A 17,349-nucleotide genomic window follows, 5' to 3' on the forward strand; every position below is an offset into this window, starting at 1 on the left:
TTTCAGGGTTAACAAAGCGTTGAAATCCAAATCTGAATAATCCGTAAAACTTGAGGAAAAGTCCTTAATTCGCAAGGCATCCGATGCTTAACAAAATCCCAAGTTTACCAAGCATTTGGACTTTGTTTGTCTCAAATTAATCATGCATTTTAAGCGCTTTTTGAAAGCCGTTTGGCATAGTGAACCCATCAAACGAGCGGGGCGAACCCGCCGGACCTGAAGGATCGAAAGCCGCGATAGACGGACGGATCCGGAAGGAAAAACAGGGATAAGTCACAACAGGCTAACAGGGATAAAACCGATGGCACGCTTCGAAATGCAGAATGCTGAAATGGCCACCATGGGTGGCGAAAACAACGCCGATGTCTTCTGTGAAATGGGTTTGATATATGCGACCGGCCGCGGCTGTGTCGTCGACCTCGTCGCTGCCCATAAGTGGTTGAACATCGCCGCGATCAAGGGCTGTGACCGCGCCGCCGAACTCAGGGCCGACGTTGCCGCCACGATGAACAAGATGGAGCTCGCAGCAGCGCTGCGCGCCGCACGCGAATGGATGACTATGCACTGAGGACAGTGCGCATCCGAACCTGAAGCACCGCGCGTCGAACTGGATACGCAAAGGACTCTCGTTCAGTTTGAATCGGTGCATCACTGGATACGATAGCCTCGGGGGAAACTGGCGGATGGACGGGACCGTGCCAGATGAAGCGAACCGCGACCGGCAGATACAAGGCTGGCGCGGTTCTTTCACGTGTCTAAAATTTAGCCGATGGCTTTCAGCACCCGGGGCAGCGCCTCCGCAAAGAGCGCCATATCACTCTCCGGACCTGTGCTGACGCGGATGCAGCGGTTGAGGGGCGCGACACCCGGCATACGGATGAAAACGCCGTGCTCCATCAGTCCGTCGACGATGGCACGGGCATAGCTGCCATCCCGGCCGCAGTCGATCGCGACGAAATTCGTCGCCGACGGAAGCGGTAGAAGGCCGTTATCGCGGGCGATCGTGCTGATCCGTTCCCGTGAGGCATGGATGTTACCGATGACTTCTCCGAGATAGGCCTGATCCTTCAACGCCGCCAGTGCTCCCACGGTGGCAAGTCTGTTCATACCGAAATGATTGCGGATCTTGTCGAAGGCTTGCACCGTCTCCGCTGCGCCGATGACATAGCCGACGCGGGCGCCCGCCATGCCATAAACTTTGGAGAAGGTGCGTGTGCGCATCACGTTTGGCAGATCGATCAGCGCTTCGACTGCGGGAACGGAATTGGCAGGCCCGGTTTCGCTATAGGCCTCGTCCAGGATCAATAGGCAATCTTCCGGGACGGCGCGCGCGAAGGCGACGACTTTTTTGGCATCCCACCAGCTCCCCATTGGATTGTCCGGATTGGCGAAATAAACGAGCGGCGCTTTTTCACGCCTGACCGCATCGAGCAGCCCTTCCGGATCTTCGTGGTCGTCCACATAGGGGACGGTCACGAGCCGGCCTCCATGACCGGCGACATGGAAATTGAAGGTCGGATAACCGCCGAAAGACGTGACCACCGGCGTTCCCGTCCCGGCGATCATTCGCACGATCATCCCCAGCAAACCATCGATGCCTTCTCCGACCGCGATATTGCCGTGGCTGATGCCGAGATGGGCTGCGAGCGCTTCCTTCAAGGCGAAATTTTCCGGGTCGTTGTATTTCCAGATGTCGCCCGCCTGTTCCCGCATCGCGGCGACGACGGACGGCGCAGGGCCGAAGCCGTTCTCGTTGGCGCCGATGCGCGCCTTGACCGCAAGGCCGCGTTGACGTTCGATGGCTTCAGGACCGACAAAAGGCACGGTGGAGGGAAGGGCGCTGATCAGCGGCGTGAAGCGCGGAAAGGGAGGCATTCTGGAGCGTTTTCCTGACACGAGGCGAATTGTTGCCCAGAATAAGCGCGAATCATGCCAAGGCAATAGCCGAAATGGCTATCAAGGCGGCATCCCGTTTATATCGGACGAGGGCCTGAGCGTGCCGCAATGGCTTCGGTGTTTCCGATCATGAAGTCGGCGCGAACGATCTTGCTCAGGGTCTCAGGGTCGATCTTGTTGATGAATTTGACGCCCACCCGCGTACCGTTACGGAACACTTCCGCACAGCCGATCCGATAGGCCAGGCCAAGAATGCTGAGATAGTAGTGAAGGGGCAGACCCGCGGTGGTCGACACGATGAAGCCGGCGCCACCTTGAGAGATATCGACGATCTCGCAGCTTCGCATCGATATTCCCGTCAGGCACGGTCGCACGGCAATGATGCGTGCCGGCCTTTGAACGTAGAATTGTTCCCATCGCTGCTCATAGACTTCGGACTTGACGGTAGCCAGATGTGTCGCGCGGAGCATTGCAGTTCCCCGGGTTTGTTTCATCCAAATTCATTTCGGACTTAGGCAGCTGAAGCCTCACACGAATCTTTTGCACATTCGTCAAATACAACCGTACAATTTTAACGATCTCGCAATTTGCGTCCTATCGGCACAAAAGGAAATCATGCAAATGCCCCACCAAGGGACATTGTTGACCGATCGTCTTTTCCAGGTGATTTGAGGCGTGGGTTCGCCCCGAATACGATTCCACTTTCTCGAACTCTTTCAATTCCGGAGCGTTTTACCTTTGCAGATGGGACGCGCTCATCAAGAAAGGACGAGGAAACAAAATGGTCCATATCAAGGTGCCTTGGGAATCCTGGGTTGTCGTTTGCGACGGAGCAAAGGCATTAATCCTGCAGAATGCCGGCGATGCTGAGATCCTGAATTTGCAGGTGCAAGAAACATTTGCGCATCCGGATGAGGCAGACCGGGACCTTGGAGCCGATAAGCCTGGCCGCTCGCATCAGCCGGATGGCATCGGCGGTAGCGCCGTTGAGGAAACCAGCTGGCACGATCAGGCGGAAGAGGATTTCCTAAAGGAGGTCGCCGCCAAAGTCGATGGGCTCGTCCACGACAAGAATGCCCGACAGATCGTTTTGGTCGCGCCGCCGAAAGCGCTTGGAACGCTACGGCCCAATCTGAGCGCTGATGCGCAAGCGGTGATCACTGCGGAAGTGCCAAAGGACTTGACCAATTTGCCCGTTGATCAGATCGAGCGTCATCTGGCCGCGTAGAGAGTTCAAGAATGCGCAAAGGACGCTCTAATTCTTTGATTGCAGAGATCTTCCTGCGTTGGGATGCGCCCTGACGCAGGATACTTTGGTGCAGTTTGGAAAAAGCGCGCCGAGTTTTACTATCGTGCCGCGGAACGATCCGCACCACCTGCAAAAAGCCGCTCATGCTGGCGAAATAGCGCCGCTAGACGATCTATCACCGTGCGAACTTCGGGACGCTGACGTTCGTCGTCATGGGCGACGATCCACAGATCATGGGTCAATTCGGGAATAATGGGCCCGGCACGCGTCAGCGCCGGATCGCTGTCGCCAATAAAGCAGGGCAGCACGCCGCGACCGGCGCCACCGCGAATAAAATGGAACAGCATGTGTGGCGTGTTGGTCCAGCTGGTGATCCAATAATCCGGATGTTCGAAGGTCCACTTATCGGCAGGCGTCATGGCGATATCGGTCCCAAGCGAAATCCAGTTGCAATTGCGATCGTCGAAACTTGCCGCCTGGTAGGCGGCATGGGCAACGCGGACAGATCGGCGGATTGCAATATTGCCGGTATCGGGTCTCAGATGGGAGATGGCGACGTGCGCTTCCCGGTAGATGAAACCGACACCCGCGTCGCAAGCCTTGTAACACATGCGAAAGGCATCTTTTGGCGTCCAGACGGCGGTGAGATTGTCGGCAATGAAGCGCAGCGTCCAGTTACCGCCGGCGGTTGAAACGATCGGCAGCGTCAGTACGTCGCCACGCCAATCGGCAATGGATTGTGCCACCTCGTGCATGGCGCGCACCCGTTCCAAAAGAACCTTGCCGTCGGCCTCGAGCAGGTAACCGGTCGGTCCCCGACTGAAAAGAGCCCTGCCGGTCGCACGCTCAAGCGCCAGCATTCGGCGGCCGATCGTCGGCGCGCTGATGCCCGTCCGTTGGGCGGCTCCTGAAAGACCGCCCGCGGTTGCCACATGGAAGAAGAGTTGCAGGTCGTTCCAGTTCGCGTCTTTCATGGATGAAAACCCCCTTTCTTCCGCGCGTCTACACTTCGGCTGCGGAAAGACTTAGCTCCATTTCATCACTAATAATTGGAGGACAGGGGATGCATCTCAACTGGGTTATTCTCTGGGAAGAGATCAGGAAAGCAAATGGTCGGAGGCGGCATGATCCGTTGGCCGACCCTCTCGATCGCCCGGAATGGTGCGGCCTGCTGTGGGTGCTGCCGCTGTTCTCGCTGGTCAACTATCGGAAGTCATCGCGGAAAAAAGCGAAAAGCAAGAAGGACTGGGATAAGCGCCGGTATGGCTTATTGCCCCATCTCGAAGCTCAGCCGTAGGACATGGTGCAGGAATTCCTGATTGATCAGCATATTGAAGCTGACGGTCACCGTTCCTTCCTCGCGCTTGACGAGCGTGCATCCGATCTCGTCACGAATGCCGAGGATTTCCAGGAAGAAATGGTCCGGCACGTCCAGACCAGGGGTGACTTCGAGGACCGCACCGGCGAGCGTAATCGTGCGGATCAGGCAACGGATCTGCGTTTTCGTGCTGAGGTGATGGCCGACAAGGATGATCTTGCCGGGTCGATCGATACCGAACTCCCGATAGGCGGGTTCGGAGCCGGCATTTTCAGCCGAGAGGTGCATCTGAAAGGCCATGGAAGCCTCCGGTGGTTTCTACGGTCCCAGAGTAGATCAGGAAAGTTTCCAAGGGCTGAATTCGATCGTTAAAACATGAATGTTCTGCGCAAAAAGGTCGCACGATCCATGCTTTTTGAGCGGAGGGCCGGCCGCATCCGGTCGATGCGGCCTTTCCCTTGTGCCCTATTGGAACGCCTGAATTCCCGTCTGAGCACGGCCGAGGATCAGCGCATGGATATCATGCGTGCCCTCATAGGTATTGACCGCCTCCAGATTCATGACGTGCCGGATGACGCCATATTCGTCTGAAACGCCGTTGCCGCCATGCATGTCGCGGGAGTTGCGGGCGATATCCAACGCCTTGCCGCAATTATTGCGCTTCATCAGCGAGATGAGTTCTGCCGGCGCTCGATGCTCGTCGAAGAGGCGTCCGAGGCGCAGGCAGCCCTGAAGCCCGAGCGCGATTTCGGTCTCCATGTCGGCAAGCTTTTTTTGGATGAGCTGGTTGGCGGCGAGCGGTTTGCCGAACTGCTGACGGTCGAGCGTATATTGACGCGCGGCGTGCCAGCAGAATTCCGCCGCTCCCATCGCCCCCCAGGCGATCCCGTATCGGGCGCGATTGAGGCAGCCGAATGGGCCTGCGAGACCAGAGACATGCGGCAGCAGGTTTTCCTCCGGAACGAACACGTCCTGCATCTGGATCATGCCGGTGACGGAGGCCCGCAGTGAGAATTTCCCTTCGATCTTCGGCGTCTCCAGGCCTTTCATGCCGCGTTCAAGGATGAAACCCTTGATTTTGTCGTCATGGGCGTCGGACTTTGCCCAGACGATGGCGACATCGGCGATCGGCGAATTGGTGATCCAGTTCTTGGCGCCCGAAATGCTGTAGCCGCCGTCGACCTTCCTGGCGCGCGTGATCATCGAGGACGGGTCGGAGCCGTGATCCGGCTCGGTCAGGCCGAAGCAGCCGACCCATTCACCGCTTGCGAGCTTCGGCAAATATCGGCTCCGCTGTTCGTCGGTGCCATAGGCGAAGATCGGGTGCATGACGAGTGACGATTGCACCGACATGGCCGAACGATAGCCCGAATCGACACGCTCCACCTCGCGAGCAACCAGGCCGTAGGAGACGTAATTGGCACCGACGCCGCCGAATTCTTCCGGAATCGTCGGGCCGAGCAGGCCGAGCTCACCCATCTCCGTCATGATCTCGCGATGGAAGATCTCATGACGGTTGGCTTCCAGCACGCGCCCAGCCAGCCGGTCCTGACAATAGGCGCGGGCGGTGTCGCGGATCATTCGCTCCTCTTCGGTCAACTGATCTTCCAGCAGGAACGGATCCTCCCAAACAAAAGGCGCCATCTTCGCGCGAGCCTGTTCCGGAGTGGCGGGGTGATGATCGGTCATTCTGGTTCCCTGGTATCGCGTTTCTATCCAATGGGAATTGCTACATCAGCAATCTCAAAGGGAAAAGGGCGGAGGCTCCGCATTAGCCCGAAAATAGGTCGCGATTTTCTGAATCATACGACGCTTCAAAATGATCGCCGCGTGCTGTGAGGGACGCGGCGCGCTCGACTAACCACCGCTGATCGCCGTCAGAACGAAGACCTCGACACCCGGGGCAAGTTGTGTCTTGAGCGTCGCACGCTCGCCGTCCACAAAGATATTGATGTGCTTGCGCACAGACGGCCGGGAATCACGGATGCGATCTCCCATGCCGGGCCAACGTTCATCGAGCGCATCGATCATTTCTGCGACGGTCGCAACATTCAGATCCAGCCGCCTGACCGATCCCGGAAAGAGGTCGGTCAGGACAGCGGGGAGGCGAACTCGAACCGGAATATTCATCCGTCTCTGTGTGTCCATGGTGACGAGCCTAACTTTGGAGCACCATCGTCTCGACCGAATAGACCGGTGGCAGATGCTGGGCAATGCGGTTCCAACTGTCGCCTTCGTCGGCGCTGGCATAAAGCTCGCCCGAACTCGTGCCGAAATAGACGCCGGCCGGTTCCATGCTGTCAGTGGCGAGAGCCTGCCTCAATACGTTGAAATAGACATCCTCCTGTGGCAGGCCGTTGCGCAGATCCTGCCAGGATTTGCCCGCATCGCGCGTGCGCCAGACGGCAGCCTTTGCTTCCGGCACGAACCGCCCGCCAATGTCGCTGTTGAGAGGTAGGAGATAGAGAGTGTCCGGATCGCGCGGATGGGCCGCCGCCGGGAAGCCGAAGCTGGAAGGAAGACCTTCCTCGATGCTTTCCCATGTCTTGGCGCCATCGTCGCAGCGGTACATGCCGCAATGGTTCTGTTGATAGAGCCGATCCGGCCTGCCTGCCGCCATCACGATGCAATGCACGCATTGTCCGAATTCGGGATAGTTCTGCCCCTCGGGCAGAAAATCGGCGCGCGTTCCGCGGTTGCGAGTTTCCCAGGTCTTGCCGCCGTCGGCCGTGTGGAATACCCCGGCGGCGGAAATACCAATCCAAATTTGGTTCGGGTCGTCTGGATGCGGGATCAGCGAATGCAGGATCAGACCGCCGCCGCCCGGAACCCAATGCTCGCGACTGGGATGCTGCTGCAGTCCCTCCACATGTTCGAAGGACTGGCCGCCATTGCCGCTCTGAAACAGTCCTGCCGGCTCGACACCCACATGCAGCTTGTCATGCGCGACCGCCAGCGACCAGACCGCCTTGATCGGCGTCTCACCGCTCGCATAAGTCAGGCCATCACTGGAATGGGTCCAGCTCTCTCCGAGATCGGCGCTCTGCCAGACGGCTGCACCGAACCACTCGTTGCCGCCCCCAGCATAGATTTTTCCCGTCGTCGCATCGCCAACGACGTGATTGATCGGCCACGTCGCGCAATAGGGACCTTTGAGCTTCCAGTCGGCGCGACCCGCATCGCTTTCAAGGATAAAGGCACCCTTCTTGGTGCCCAGCAACAATAAAATCTTCTTCGCCATTCCAGTCTCCCATTCTGAAATTGGTTGCCGTCACGACATAATGACGAACCGATTTCTTCAGAGCCGACATGGCGCCGTACGATTCGAGGAATTTTTTTTAGAACCCTAGCCGTGACTGCCAACGGCGCAGACAGCAGATGGCTATCTGCTCCGCATGCAGTCCGATCTTGCCACAGATGCAGCAGGATGTAGAGCGGCTATACTTTTAACAGCCATTCGTGCTCGGGCGCATTGTGGAACTTCCAGATGCGCTTCGGCCCCGCCATGACATTGAGATAATAGAGGTCATAGCCGTGACAGGCGGCGCAAGGATGATAGCCCTTCGGCACCAGCGTCACGTCGCCATCCTCGAGAACCATGACCTCGTCCAGCGACCGATCGTCGGTATAGACCCGCTGGAAGCCGAAGCCCTGTGGAGGGTTGAGGCGATGGTAATAGGTCTCCTCCAGAAAGCTTTCGTTCGGCAGATCGTCCCTATCGTGCTTGTGCGGCGGATAGGAGGACGTGTGGCCGCCTGGCGTTATCACCTCGACGACGAGCAGCGAATGGGCCGCACCGTCGTCTTCGGGCATGATATTGTTGACGTAGCGCACATTCGTGCCCTTACCGCGCGTGACCGGCGGATGCGTTCCGGGCGGGATGGCACGGGCCTCGTATGTGCCTCCGCCAGGGGCCGAGCAGACGGCCAGTTCGAGATCGGTCTCTGCGGTTACGGACCACGCGGACTCTGCCGGGATGTAGAGCGCATGCGGCGCGCCGTCGAACGGACTCATCCGTTCGCCGAGGGTGCCAAAATCCTTCATCCCCGCTTTTGCCTTGCCCTTGCCGCTGACCCACACAAGGCAGACCTCCCGATTGCCGGTCTCACCCGAGGCGGTTTCGCCCGGCTTCAGACGGTGAAGGTCGAAACCGACATAGGTCCAACCGGCATTTTCCGGCGTGACATGGGTGACGCGGCCATGGGTTCCGGTCGGCTTGACCTTGAGGTTCGGCATGGATCAGTTCCTCCTTAACGGCATCTAATGCATGTCGCGCAAAAGTGTGCAGCGGTTTTGCGGCGACGACATGCATAAAAACAAAAGCCTAAAGCCTGTCGCGTGAGTCTGTTTTCACGCGACGGACTCTAGGGACAGGCGGCCGAAGCTTGCGCTCAGCTCTTGTCCAGCCCGGCCTCCTTGGCGAAGGCTCTGAGCGCCTTCAGCCCCATCGACTGATATTCGAACGGGTTGCGCACGAGCGGATCCTGCTCCGCCTCAATCACCAGCCAGCCCTGGTAGCCATGCTCGGCGGCAATCTTCAGCACCGGCAGGAAGTCGACGCCGCCCTCCGGGTCGCCCGGCACGGTGAAGACGCCACGGCGCACGCCCTCCAGGAACGAAAGGCGGTCGCCCTCGACCTGCTTGCGGATCGCCGGACGCACATTCTTTGCATGGATATGGCGAACGCGGTGCATGTATTTTTTCGCGACCTCCGCCGGATCGCTGCCGCCAAACCAGGCATGGCCAGTATCGAGCAGCAGCTTTGTGGTCGGTCCGGTATTGGCCATCAGCCTGTCGATCTCTTCACCGGTCTGTACGACCGTTCCCATATGGTGATGGTAGACGAGATCGATGCCCTGATCGGCGCAATATTGAGCGATCGCCTCGACGTCGGCACCGAACTTCTTCCACTGGTCCTCGGCCAGGTTGGGCTTGTCGGCCAGCGCCTTGTCATCGTCACCATGAATCGCATTCGACGTCTCGCAGACGATGCAGACCTTGCAGCCATTGTGCTTCAACAGATCGAGATGCGGCTGGATCGCCTTCTTCTCGTCCTCAACGCTGTGGACCAGAAGGTTGAGCGAGTGCCAGCCCGAGACAAAGACGAGCTTGTGGGCGGCCAGCGTGCGCTTCAGTTCCTCCGGATCAGTCGGCATCTTGTGGCCCTTTTCGATGCCGTCGAAGCCGATCTTTTCGCAGTCGCTAAGGCAGTCCTCCAGCGAAAGATGCGCGCCGATCGTGCGGTCGTCGTCATTGCTCCAGGCGATGGGATTGGTCCCGTAGCGGATCATTCTTGTCTCCGAATATGATTTCAGCGTTGATGCTTGCGCGCTTCGACATAGGCCGCACGCGCCTTGTTGACCTGTTCGCGCGGGCTCACCTCCGGCACGGCGACATCCCACCAGTGACCACCTGCTGTTGTGGTTATCAGCGGATCGGTGTCGATAACGAAGACCGAGGTGCGATCGTTGGTTCTCGATTTCTCAATAGCCTGCTCCAGTTCCGCGATCGAGGAGACCTTCACGGCGATGGCGCCCATGCTTTCGGCATGTGCGCGGAAATCGATTTCAGGCATGATCTCATGGCGCGCGTCCTTCAGGAGATTGTTGAAGTTGGCGCCGCCGGTCTCCATCTGCAGGCGATTGATGCAGCCGAAGCCGCGATTGTCGAGCACGACGATATTGAGCTTCAGGCCGAGCATGACGGACGTCGCGAGTTCGGAGTTCAGCATCATGTAGGAGCCGTCGCCGACCATGATAACAACGTCTTTTTCCGGCCGTGCCATCTTCGCGCCGAGGCCGCCGGCAATCTCGTAACCCATGCAGGAAAAGCCGTATTCCATATGATAGCTGCCAGGCGCTGTCGCTGGCCAGAGCTTGTGCAACTCACCGGGCAGGCCGCCGGCCGCACAAAGCAGAATCGTGTTTTCGCCTCCAATAGAGCGTGTGACGGCGCCAATCACCTGAGCGTCGGAAGGTAACGCCGCATTGGTTGTCGCCATCGCCTTGGCGGCGGCCTCCATCCAGGTTTTTTTCTCGCGCGTCGCCTTCTCGGCAAGGGCTGCGGGCGCTTTCCATCCGGCCAGTCCCGCCGAGAGCGCCTTCAATCCTTCGCGGGCATCTGCCACCACTGGATGGCTGTCGTGTTTGAGCGCATCATAGGCGGCGATGTTAAGGCCGATCATGGAGAACTTGTCATTCTTGAAGAGCGCCCATGACCCGGTGGTAAAGTCCTGGAAGCGCGTGCCGACTGCGATGACGAGATCTGCTTCTTCGGCGATCGCATTCGCGGCGGAGGTTCCGGTCACACCGACGGAGCCGAGTGCCAGCGGATGTGTTTCGTCTATCGCCGATTTGCCGGCCTGGGTAACGACAATAGGAATGCCGTGCGTTTCGGCAAATGACGTCAATTCCTTCGTCGCCTGGGAATAGAGAACGCCGCCGCCCGCGACGATCACCGGCCGTTCGGATTTGCGAATGAGCGCAATTGCGCTGGCCAATTCATCGGCATCCGGCTGTGGGCGGCGTTGCGTCCAGACATGCTCTGCAAAGAAGCTTTCGGGATAGTCGAAAGCTTCGGTCTGAACATCCTGGCAGAGCGAAAGCGTCACCGGGCCACAATCGAGCGGATCGGTCAAAACCTGCATGGCGCGCCTTAGAGCGGCCATGATCTGCTCCGGTCGGGTAATCCGGTCGAAGTAGCGCGAGACAGGGCGAAAGGCGTCGTTTGCCGAAACCGTGCCGTCGCCGAAATCCTCGATCTGCTGCAGCACCGGGTCCGGCGCACGGTTTGCAAAGACGTCTCCAGGCAGGAAAAGCACGGGAATGCGGTTTACATGAGCGACACCGGCTGCCGTTATCATATTGAGCGCGCCGGGACCAATCGAAGTCGTGCAGGCCATGAAGCGCTGGCGGAAGCTCGCTTTCGCATAGGCGATCGCGGCATGCGCCATGCCCTGTTCATTGTGGGCGCGCCACGTCGGCAATTCGCCCCGCACCTGGTAGAGAGCCTCGCCCATGCCGGCGACGTTGCCGTGGCCGAAGATCGCCCATACGCCGCCGAAGATCGGCACCTTCCTACCGTCGATCACGGTCATCTGCTTTTTGAGGAAATGCGCAACTGCCTGCGCCATCGTCAGTCGGATCGTCTTGCCCATGGGGCGCCTCCCAAACTTATCGTGTCAGACCGCGTGTTCTGAGCCACGCCTCGGTCAATTGCCGGAAGCGACCGGCCATGTCGGTGATCGCTTCCTCGTCGTTCATGCCGCCCGACATCCAGGCGCGCGCCGCATCTGCGAAGATCGTGCGTCCAACGGCAAAACCCTTGACGGTCGGTGCCGCGAGCGTCGCCTCGAAGCTGCGTATCAAATCCGCCGCGGGCGCCTCGAGCCCGAGCAATACGATACCGCGGCACCATGGATCATTTTTGGCAATGACGGCATCGATCTTCCTCCAGGCGGCGCTCGAAGCCTGTGGTTCCAGCTTCCACCAGTCGGGTTTTATCCCGAGCGCGTAAAGCTCTTCGAGTGCTGTCGCGATCGTATCATCGGAGAGCGGGCCGTTCTTGCCCGCAATGATCTCGATCAAAAGTTCGCGCCCGACCTTTCGTGCGGCTTCGAAGAGCGTGCGCAGCTTTTCCTGCTGCTCCGTCTTCAGCTCCGCCGGATCGTCGGGGTGGTAGAAGCATAGACACTTTATGCAATGGCCAAGCGGCCATTCGACGAGCTGCGACCCGATATCCTGGCTGAATTCGAAGCGCAGCGGCTTCGATCCCGGCAGTTCTACCGGCCGCCCGATCCAGGAGAAGTTTTTGGTTGCCGCATCGAAGAAGGCATCGCGCCCGAATCGCTCGTCGATCAGCATGCCGTAGCCCTCACGTCCATCGGCGACACGGGCGGCGGACTGGACGGCAAGCCGCTTGAAAGCGGAGATGCGATCGTGCCCGACACCGAGTTCGTCCGCAACGCTGACGAGCTGGGAGCGGTGGTCGATGGCGAGCGCCATCAAAAGCGGGATTTCGCCGCGCCGGGTCGACGCCCAATGGAAATGATTGATCGCCTCATCCTTGCGCAGCGCCCGCTGCTTGCTGCCGGTCTTCAGAAAGAAGTCGAGTTCCGCCCATGTCGGATATTCCGGCGAGCAGAGCAGGCGCGAGACCGCGAAGGCACCGCAGGCATTGGCCCATGTCGCGCAGGTTTTTAGAGGCTCGTTTTTGAGCCAACCGCGCAGAAAGCCGGACATGAAGGCGTCACCCGCACCCAGCACGTTGAAGACTTCGATCGGAAAGCCCTGGCCGATGATGCCGGCCTCGAGGTCGTCCGAGATCGGTCCATCATAGACGATGCAACCCATGGCGCCACGCTTGAGCACGATGGTCGCCGGCGAGAGACGGCGAATCTCCTTGAGTGCGCCGAGCACATCGTCGGCGCCTGAGGCGATCAGAATTTCCTCTTCCGTACCGACGATCAGGTCGCAGTCAGGCAATGTCTCCTTCATCTTCGAGGAGACGCGGTCGGATTTCACATAACGCTCGAAACCTTCGGCATGGCCGGCAAGGCCCCAAAGATTGGGCCTGTAGTCGATATCGAAGATCACCTTCCGGCCATTCGCCTTGGCGATCCGGATCGCCTTGCGTTGCGCCGCCTCGGTATTCGGTCGGGAGAAATGCGTGCCTGAGACGAGCACCGCACGCGACGAAATGATAAAGCTTTCGTCGATATCGCTTTCCTCCAGCGCCATATCGGCGCAGTCCGAGCGATAGAAGATCATCGGCGAAACGCCTTCGGCCTCGACGGCAAGCAGCACAAGCGCCGTCAGGCGATCCTTGTCGGTGACGATACCGCTCGTCGCCACACCCTCGCGTGCTGATTGTTCGCGGATGAAGCGGCCCATCTGCTCGTCGCCGACACGGGTGATAAGGCCCGATTTGAGCCCGAGCCGCGCAGTGCCGATCGCGATATTGGCAGGGCAGCCGCCAACTGATTTGGCAAAAGAGGCGATATCCTCGAGTCGCGAACCGATCTGCTGACCATAAAGATCGACGGAGGAACGGCCGATGGTGATCACATCAAGTGTGGGTTCCGGCAGCGCGCCAGTATTCGCTTGTGTCATGATGTCCTCCCGTCGCCGCATGATCTGTCCCGGAAAAACCGGAATCGGTCTTCGAGGACAATGCGCATTCAAAAGCGTTACTTGTTGCAAGCGCAACGGGCATCTCAAACGCCCGCTTGTTTTCCATAATGAAACATTGGTTCCGAGATTTTGTCAATTCGGAATGTTTATTCCATTTTTGCTTTCGAGGATTTTGTTGATGCCCATTTGCGCCGTCGCTCGGCTATGGCGACCGGGAAAGCCATAATGAGCGCCATTGAGGCGGAGAGTGAGCGAAAGCCCGCGAAATCGGCCTCAGCCACTTCGAACCAGTGGGTTGCGCAGGCCGCAAGCGGCGAAAAGGCCGAATCGGTAATGGCGATCACCGGGATGCCCCGATCCGAAAGCTCCTGTGCCTGCGTCAGACTTTCCGCGGCATAAGGTGAGAAGCTGGCGGCGATCGCTGCGTCCCTCGGCGTGGCGAATTGCACCAGCTCCGGATCGACGCCGTTTGGCGAGGCAACGATCTGATGACGGATCTTCAACTTGGAAAAGGCGTAGGTCATATGCGCCGTCAGGGGATAGGAGCGCCGCTTGGCGATCAGATAGATGGTATCGGCTGCGGCAAGGATGTCGACCGACTTGGCAAAAGCCTCGGTTTCGACCGTGGCGGCCAGCCTGCTGATCGACTGGCTCGCGGCCGACAAAAAGCCGGATAGGATGCTCGCATCCTCGTCTTCGGCTCCAGACTGTTCGAGCGTGACCAGCCGCTCCTCATAGCTCATCGTCCGGTCGCGGAGTCTTTCGCGGAAGATGCTCTGCAGATCGGAGAAGCCCTCATAGCCAAGATGGTGCGCCAGCCGGACCAGCGTCGAGGGTTGAACTTCGGATGCCGCCGCGATGCTTGCCGTTGTGCCGAACGCGATCTCGTCGGGATTGTTGAGAGCAAAGGCTGCCACCTGCGCAAGTCGCTTGGGCATCGCGCTCTTGCGCTCGATAATCGTGCTGCGCAGGCTCTCGAAATCGCGCGGAACCTTCGTGCGGGCGTTGATGTCGTTATCCATGGCCGGCCTTTTGCTATGCCATTGAATGAAACAAATATTCCGTATTCCGCAACCATAACCGATTTCAAAATACGAACCTAGATTTTTTTAATGTTTATACATTTCAATTACTTGCTTTGAAATCGGTCAAGTGTCGGATCTGCGAGGTATTACGTTCGTTTGTCAAAATGGTCTAAATATTCCAAAAATTTTGCGCTATTCGAGGAGGAGATGCGATGAAGCCGCTTGGCGTAGGATTGATTGGAACTGGCTACATGGGAAAGTGCCATGCGCTGGCGTGGAATGCGGTAAAGACCGTATTCGGCGATGTCGAGCGGCCGCGTCTGGTGCATCTTGCGGAAGCCGATGCCGGTCTTGCGAGGGTGCGCGCTTCCGAGTTCGGTTTCGAGAAGGCGACGGCGGATTGGCGCGAGCTTGTTGCGGATCCGGATGTCGATGTCGTTTCCGTCACGACGCCAAACCAGTTTCATGCCGAGATGGCGATCGCGGCGCTCGAGTCCGGCAAGCATGTCTGGTGTGAAAAGCCGATGGCGCCCGCCCTGGCCGATGCCGAGCGCATGCTGCAGGCGGCTGAAGCGTCCGATAGGGTGGCCGTGCTTGGCTACAACTATATCCAGAACCCGGTCATGCGTCATATCAAGGTTCTGATCGGCGAGGGCGCGATCGGGAAGGTCAATCATGTCCGCGTCGAGATGGACGAGGACTTCATGGCCGATCCGGACGCCTTCTTCTATTGGAAGAGTGAACTTTCGGCGGGCTATGGAGCGCTCGACGACTTCGCGGTGCATCCGCTGTCGCTGCTCTGGTTCCTGTTCGGCCATGTCGAGGCCGTCGTCACCGATATGGTGAAGCCCTACCTCGATCGTCCTATGAAGGACGGGGGGCAGCGCCGCCCCGTCGAGAATCATGACGGCGCGAATGTGCTGATGCGGCTCCAAGGCGGAATTTCCGCCGTGCTGATGGCGAATCGTGCGGCCTGGGGGCGCAAGGGTCGGATTGCTTTGCAGATCTTCGGATCGAAGGGGGCGATCACCTATGATCAGGAGCGGATGAATGAGTTCGAGCTCTATCAGGCTGAAGGGCGGGGGACGGAGCAGGGCTTCCGCAAGATCCTGGCGGCCCCCGCCCATCAGCCCTACGACCGCTTCATTCCCGCGCCTGGCCATGGCCTCGGCTTCAACGATCTGAAGATCATCGAATGCCACGAACTGATCCGAGCGATTTCCGGCGAACCTGCCTCGCTCGTCACCTTTGACGATGGGCTGCGGATCGAGAAGTCCGTCCATGCCATGGCGCGATCCTTTCATGAACGTCGTTGGATCGAGATCGGCTGATCGTGATCCGCTTTCGGTTGACGCGATGACGGGCAGGCGTTACCCCTGCCGTTGACTAAGGCGGCACGCTTGCGGGCGGCTGTCTCTGATCGATCGGGAGCAAAGTCGTGACAGACAGACTGGTCATCATCGGCGCGGGGCAGGCGGGTTTCGCGCTTGCAGCGAAACTTCGGGCGCTCAAGGATACACGGCCGATCACCCTTATCGGTGCGGAGGAAAGCCTTCCCTATCAGCGCCCACCACTGACCAAGAAATACCTCCTTGGCGAAATGAGCTTCGACAGGCTGCTCTTCCGCCCGGAACACTGGTATGCGGACAACGATGTCGAGATCCGGCTGTCGACCTGGGCAGAGGAGATCAACCGCGGCAAGAAGCAGGTCGTCATGCAGGACGGCTCGGTTCTCGACTATGGCACGCTGGCGCTTGCGACCGGTTCGATGCCACGCCGATTGCCTCCTTCGATCGGTGGCGATCTCGAAGGCGTCTATGTCGCCCGCGACAAGCGCGATGCCGACCTGCTGTCGGCCGAAATGCGTGCCGGGCGCCGCGTTCTCGTCATCGGCGGCGGGTATATCGGCCTTGAAGTGGCTTCCGTTGCGCGTCATCGCGGTCTTGAGGTGACGCTCATCGAGATGGCCGACCGTATCCTCCAGCGTGTCGCGGCCAGGGAGACCGCTGATATCATGCGGGCCATTCATCGGGACCATGACGTCGTGATTCGGGAAAAGACCGGGCTCAAGCATTTGATCGGCAAGAACGGCCGCGTCGTCGGGGCGGAGCTTTCGGATGGTTCTGCCATCGACATCGATTTCGTCATTGTCGGCATTGGTGTCGCGCCGAACGATCAGCTTGCCAAGGAGGCGGGGCTGAACGTCGCCAATGGAATCGTCGTCGACGAGTTCACCCGCACGTCTGATCCTTCGATCCACGCAGTGGGGGATTGTGCCGATTTGCCCTGGAAGGGCGGGCGAATCCGCCTCGAATCGGTACAGCACGCGGTTGATCAGGCAGAGGCTGCTGCCGCCATCATCGCCGGCAACAGCGAGCCTTACGATCCCAAGCCCTGGTTCTGGTCGGATCAATATGACGTGAAGCTGCAGATCGCTGGCTTCAACGATGGTTATGACGAGACCCTGCTGAGAACGGGCGGGCGCGAGGGCGCCTATTCCATCTGGTATTTCGAGAAGGGCGAGTTCATCGCCGTCGACGCCATCAACGACGCCAAGGCTTACGTCACTGGCAAGAAGCTTCTGGAAACGGGAATCAATCCGGATCGTGACGTCCTCGCCGATCCTTCCGCTGACCTGAAGCAATTGCTGGCATAGGGCAATGCTCCTCAGGAGCGGATCGCGATTCGACCGTCGCCGATTTCGTGCCGTCTATGCCAGTGCGTATCAGA

General features: G+C 59.0%; 17 protein-coding genes. 5 read left to right on the forward strand and 12 right to left on the reverse strand.

The genetic code is table 11. The annotated features are described in order from the left end of the window. The first annotated feature begins 301 nt into the window (after positions 1 to 301). Complete coding sequence (locus tag AAE029_RS16600; RefSeq protein ID WP_371073970.1) at positions 302 to 568, forward strand: sel1 repeat family protein; 267 nt, start codon at positions 302 to 304, stop codon at positions 566 to 568. Positions 569 to 762: 194 nt separating this feature from the next. On the opposite strand, the gene AAE029_RS16605 is transcribed toward AAE029_RS16600, so the two are convergent. After that, entirely contained in the window at positions 763 to 1,875 is a 1,113-nt protein-coding gene (locus AAE029_RS16605) for a pyridoxal phosphate-dependent aminotransferase (RefSeq protein WP_371073971.1), read from the reverse strand. Positions 1,876 to 1,973: 98 nt separating this feature from the next. Continuing rightward, the gene (locus AAE029_RS16610) at positions 1,974 to 2,366 is read right to left on the reverse strand and encodes a PilZ domain-containing protein (RefSeq protein ID WP_371073972.1); all 393 of its coding nucleotides are present in this window, start codon (positions 2,364 to 2,366) and stop codon (positions 1,974 to 1,976) included. 311 nt (positions 2,367 to 2,677) lie between these two features. Here AAE029_RS16610 and AAE029_RS16615 point away from each other — a divergent pair, with 311 nt between their 5' ends. After that, positions 2,678 to 3,124, forward strand: a complete 447-nt coding sequence (locus AAE029_RS16615; protein WP_371073973.1) for a host attachment protein — start codon at positions 2,678 to 2,680, stop codon at positions 3,122 to 3,124. A gap of 119 nt (positions 3,125 to 3,243) precedes the next feature. On the opposite strand, the gene AAE029_RS16620 is transcribed toward AAE029_RS16615, so the two are convergent. After that, positions 3,244 to 4,119, reverse strand: coding sequence for a LysR family transcriptional regulator (locus tag AAE029_RS16620; RefSeq protein WP_371073974.1), 876 nt, complete (start codon positions 4,117 to 4,119; stop codon positions 3,244 to 3,246). Positions 4,120 to 4,208: 89 nt separating this feature from the next. Here AAE029_RS16620 and AAE029_RS16625 point away from each other — a divergent pair, with 89 nt between their 5' ends. Then, positions 4,209 to 4,442 carry a hypothetical protein gene (locus AAE029_RS16625; protein WP_371073975.1) on the forward strand — a complete coding sequence of 78 codons (234 nt, stop codon included), beginning with the start codon at positions 4,209 to 4,211 and terminating at the stop codon, positions 4,440 to 4,442. Here AAE029_RS16625 and AAE029_RS16630 read toward each other — a convergent pair. From AAE029_RS16630 to AAE029_RS16670, 9 genes are all read right to left on the reverse strand, one after another. Continuing rightward, on the reverse strand, positions 4,413 to 4,751 hold the full coding sequence (locus AAE029_RS16630; protein ID WP_371074161.1) for a hypothetical protein: 339 nt from the start codon (positions 4,749 to 4,751) through the stop codon (positions 4,413 to 4,415). The genes AAE029_RS16625 and AAE029_RS16630 overlap by 30 nt on opposite strands. Before the next feature lie 177 nt (positions 4,752 to 4,928). Next, positions 4,929 to 6,152 (reverse strand): acyl-CoA dehydrogenase, encoded by a 1,224-nt coding sequence (locus AAE029_RS16635; protein ID WP_371073976.1) that lies wholly within the window; start codon positions 6,150 to 6,152, stop codon positions 4,929 to 4,931. Between the two features lie 168 nt (positions 6,153 to 6,320). Then, positions 6,321 to 6,611 carry a MoaD/ThiS family protein gene (locus AAE029_RS16640; RefSeq protein WP_371073977.1) on the reverse strand — a complete coding sequence of 97 codons (291 nt, stop codon included), beginning with the start codon at positions 6,609 to 6,611 and terminating at the stop codon, positions 6,321 to 6,323. A 10-nt stretch (positions 6,612 to 6,621) separates the two neighbouring features. Then, entirely contained in the window at positions 6,622 to 7,704 is a 1,083-nt protein-coding gene (locus AAE029_RS16645) for a WD40/YVTN/BNR-like repeat-containing protein (protein ID WP_371073978.1), read from the reverse strand. A 197-nt stretch (positions 7,705 to 7,901) separates the two neighbouring features. Then, complete coding sequence (iolB, locus tag AAE029_RS16650) at positions 7,902 to 8,699, reverse strand: 5-deoxy-glucuronate isomerase (RefSeq protein ID WP_371073979.1); 798 nt, start codon at positions 8,697 to 8,699, stop codon at positions 7,902 to 7,904. A gap of 155 nt (positions 8,700 to 8,854) precedes the next feature. Next, entirely contained in the window at positions 8,855 to 9,754 is a 900-nt protein-coding gene (iolE, locus tag AAE029_RS16655; protein ID WP_371073980.1) for a myo-inosose-2 dehydratase, read from the reverse strand. A 20-nt stretch (positions 9,755 to 9,774) separates the two neighbouring features. Further along, on the reverse strand, positions 9,775 to 11,619 hold the full coding sequence (iolD, locus tag AAE029_RS16660) for a 3D-(3,5/4)-trihydroxycyclohexane-1,2-dione acylhydrolase (decyclizing) (protein ID WP_371073981.1): 1,845 nt from the start codon (positions 11,617 to 11,619) through the stop codon (positions 9,775 to 9,777). A 16-nt stretch (positions 11,620 to 11,635) separates the two neighbouring features. After that, positions 11,636 to 13,573: a 5-dehydro-2-deoxygluconokinase gene (gene iolC, locus AAE029_RS16665; protein WP_371073982.1), complete on the reverse strand. Its 1,938-nt coding sequence runs from the start codon at positions 13,571 to 13,573 to the stop codon at positions 11,636 to 11,638. 167 nt (positions 13,574 to 13,740) lie between these two features. Further along, positions 13,741 to 14,616: a MurR/RpiR family transcriptional regulator gene (locus tag AAE029_RS16670; RefSeq protein WP_371073983.1), complete on the reverse strand. Its 876-nt coding sequence runs from the start codon at positions 14,614 to 14,616 to the stop codon at positions 13,741 to 13,743. A gap of 215 nt (positions 14,617 to 14,831) precedes the next feature. Between AAE029_RS16670 and AAE029_RS16675 the strand changes: the two genes are divergently transcribed. Both AAE029_RS16675 and AAE029_RS16680 read left to right on the forward strand, forming a co-directional pair. After that, positions 14,832 to 15,950 carry a Gfo/Idh/MocA family protein gene (locus AAE029_RS16675; protein WP_371073984.1) on the forward strand — a complete coding sequence of 373 codons (1,119 nt, stop codon included), beginning with the start codon at positions 14,832 to 14,834 and terminating at the stop codon, positions 15,948 to 15,950. Positions 15,951 to 16,057: 107 nt separating this feature from the next. Further along, positions 16,058 to 17,275: an NAD(P)/FAD-dependent oxidoreductase gene (locus AAE029_RS16680; RefSeq protein WP_371073985.1), complete on the forward strand. Its 1,218-nt coding sequence runs from the start codon at positions 16,058 to 16,060 to the stop codon at positions 17,273 to 17,275. Positions 17,276 to 17,349 lie beyond the last annotated feature (74 nt).

This window comes from Sinorhizobium sp. CB7 (assembly GCF_041357635.1).
GTDB lineage: Bacteria > Pseudomonadota > Alphaproteobacteria > Rhizobiales > Rhizobiaceae > Rhizobium.

Excerpts from the sequence above, each read along its gene's own strand:
- AAE029_RS16610 (WP_371073972.1), bottom strand. The coding sequence starts at position 2,366 with ATGCTCCGCGCGACACATCTGGCTACCGTCAAGTCCGAAGTCTATGAG.
- AAE029_RS16605 (WP_371073971.1), bottom strand. The coding sequence starts at position 1,875 with ATGCCTCCCTTTCCGCGCTTCACGCCGCTGATCAGCGCCCTTCCCTCC.
- AAE029_RS16670 (WP_371073983.1), bottom strand. The coding sequence starts at position 14,616 with ATGGATAACGACATCAACGCCCGCACGAAGGTTCCGCGCGATTTCGAG.
- AAE029_RS16615 (WP_371073973.1), top strand. The coding sequence starts at position 2,678 with ATGGTCCATATCAAGGTGCCTTGGGAATCCTGGGTTGTCGTTTGCGAC.
- iolB (WP_371073979.1), bottom strand. The coding sequence starts at position 8,699 with ATGCCGAACCTCAAGGTCAAGCCGACCGGAACCCATGGCCGCGTCACC.
- AAE029_RS16620 (WP_371073974.1), bottom strand. The coding sequence starts at position 4,119 with ATGAAAGACGCGAACTGGAACGACCTGCAACTCTTCTTCCATGTGGCA.
- AAE029_RS16625 (WP_371073975.1), top strand. The coding sequence starts at position 4,209 with ATGCATCTCAACTGGGTTATTCTCTGGGAAGAGATCAGGAAAGCAAAT.
- AAE029_RS16675 (WP_371073984.1), top strand. The coding sequence starts at position 14,832 with ATGAAGCCGCTTGGCGTAGGATTGATTGGAACTGGCTACATGGGAAAG.
- AAE029_RS16640 (WP_371073977.1), bottom strand. The coding sequence starts at position 6,611 with ATGGACACACAGAGACGGATGAATATTCCGGTTCGAGTTCGCCTCCCC.
- AAE029_RS16630 (WP_371074161.1), bottom strand. The coding sequence starts at position 4,751 with ATGCACCTCTCGGCTGAAAATGCCGGCTCCGAACCCGCCTATCGGGAG.
- AAE029_RS16635 (WP_371073976.1), bottom strand. The coding sequence starts at position 6,152 with ATGACCGATCATCACCCCGCCACTCCGGAACAGGCTCGCGCGAAGATG.
- AAE029_RS16600 (WP_371073970.1), top strand. The coding sequence starts at position 302 with ATGGCACGCTTCGAAATGCAGAATGCTGAAATGGCCACCATGGGTGGC.
- AAE029_RS16645 (WP_371073978.1), bottom strand. The coding sequence starts at position 7,704 with ATGGCGAAGAAGATTTTATTGTTGCTGGGCACCAAGAAGGGTGCCTTT.
- iolD (WP_371073981.1), bottom strand. The coding sequence starts at position 11,619 with ATGGGCAAGACGATCCGACTGACGATGGCGCAGGCAGTTGCGCATTTC.
- iolE (WP_371073980.1), bottom strand. The coding sequence starts at position 9,754 with ATGATCCGCTACGGGACCAATCCCATCGCCTGGAGCAATGACGACGAC.
- iolC (WP_371073982.1), bottom strand. The coding sequence starts at position 13,573 with ATGACACAAGCGAATACTGGCGCGCTGCCGGAACCCACACTTGATGTG.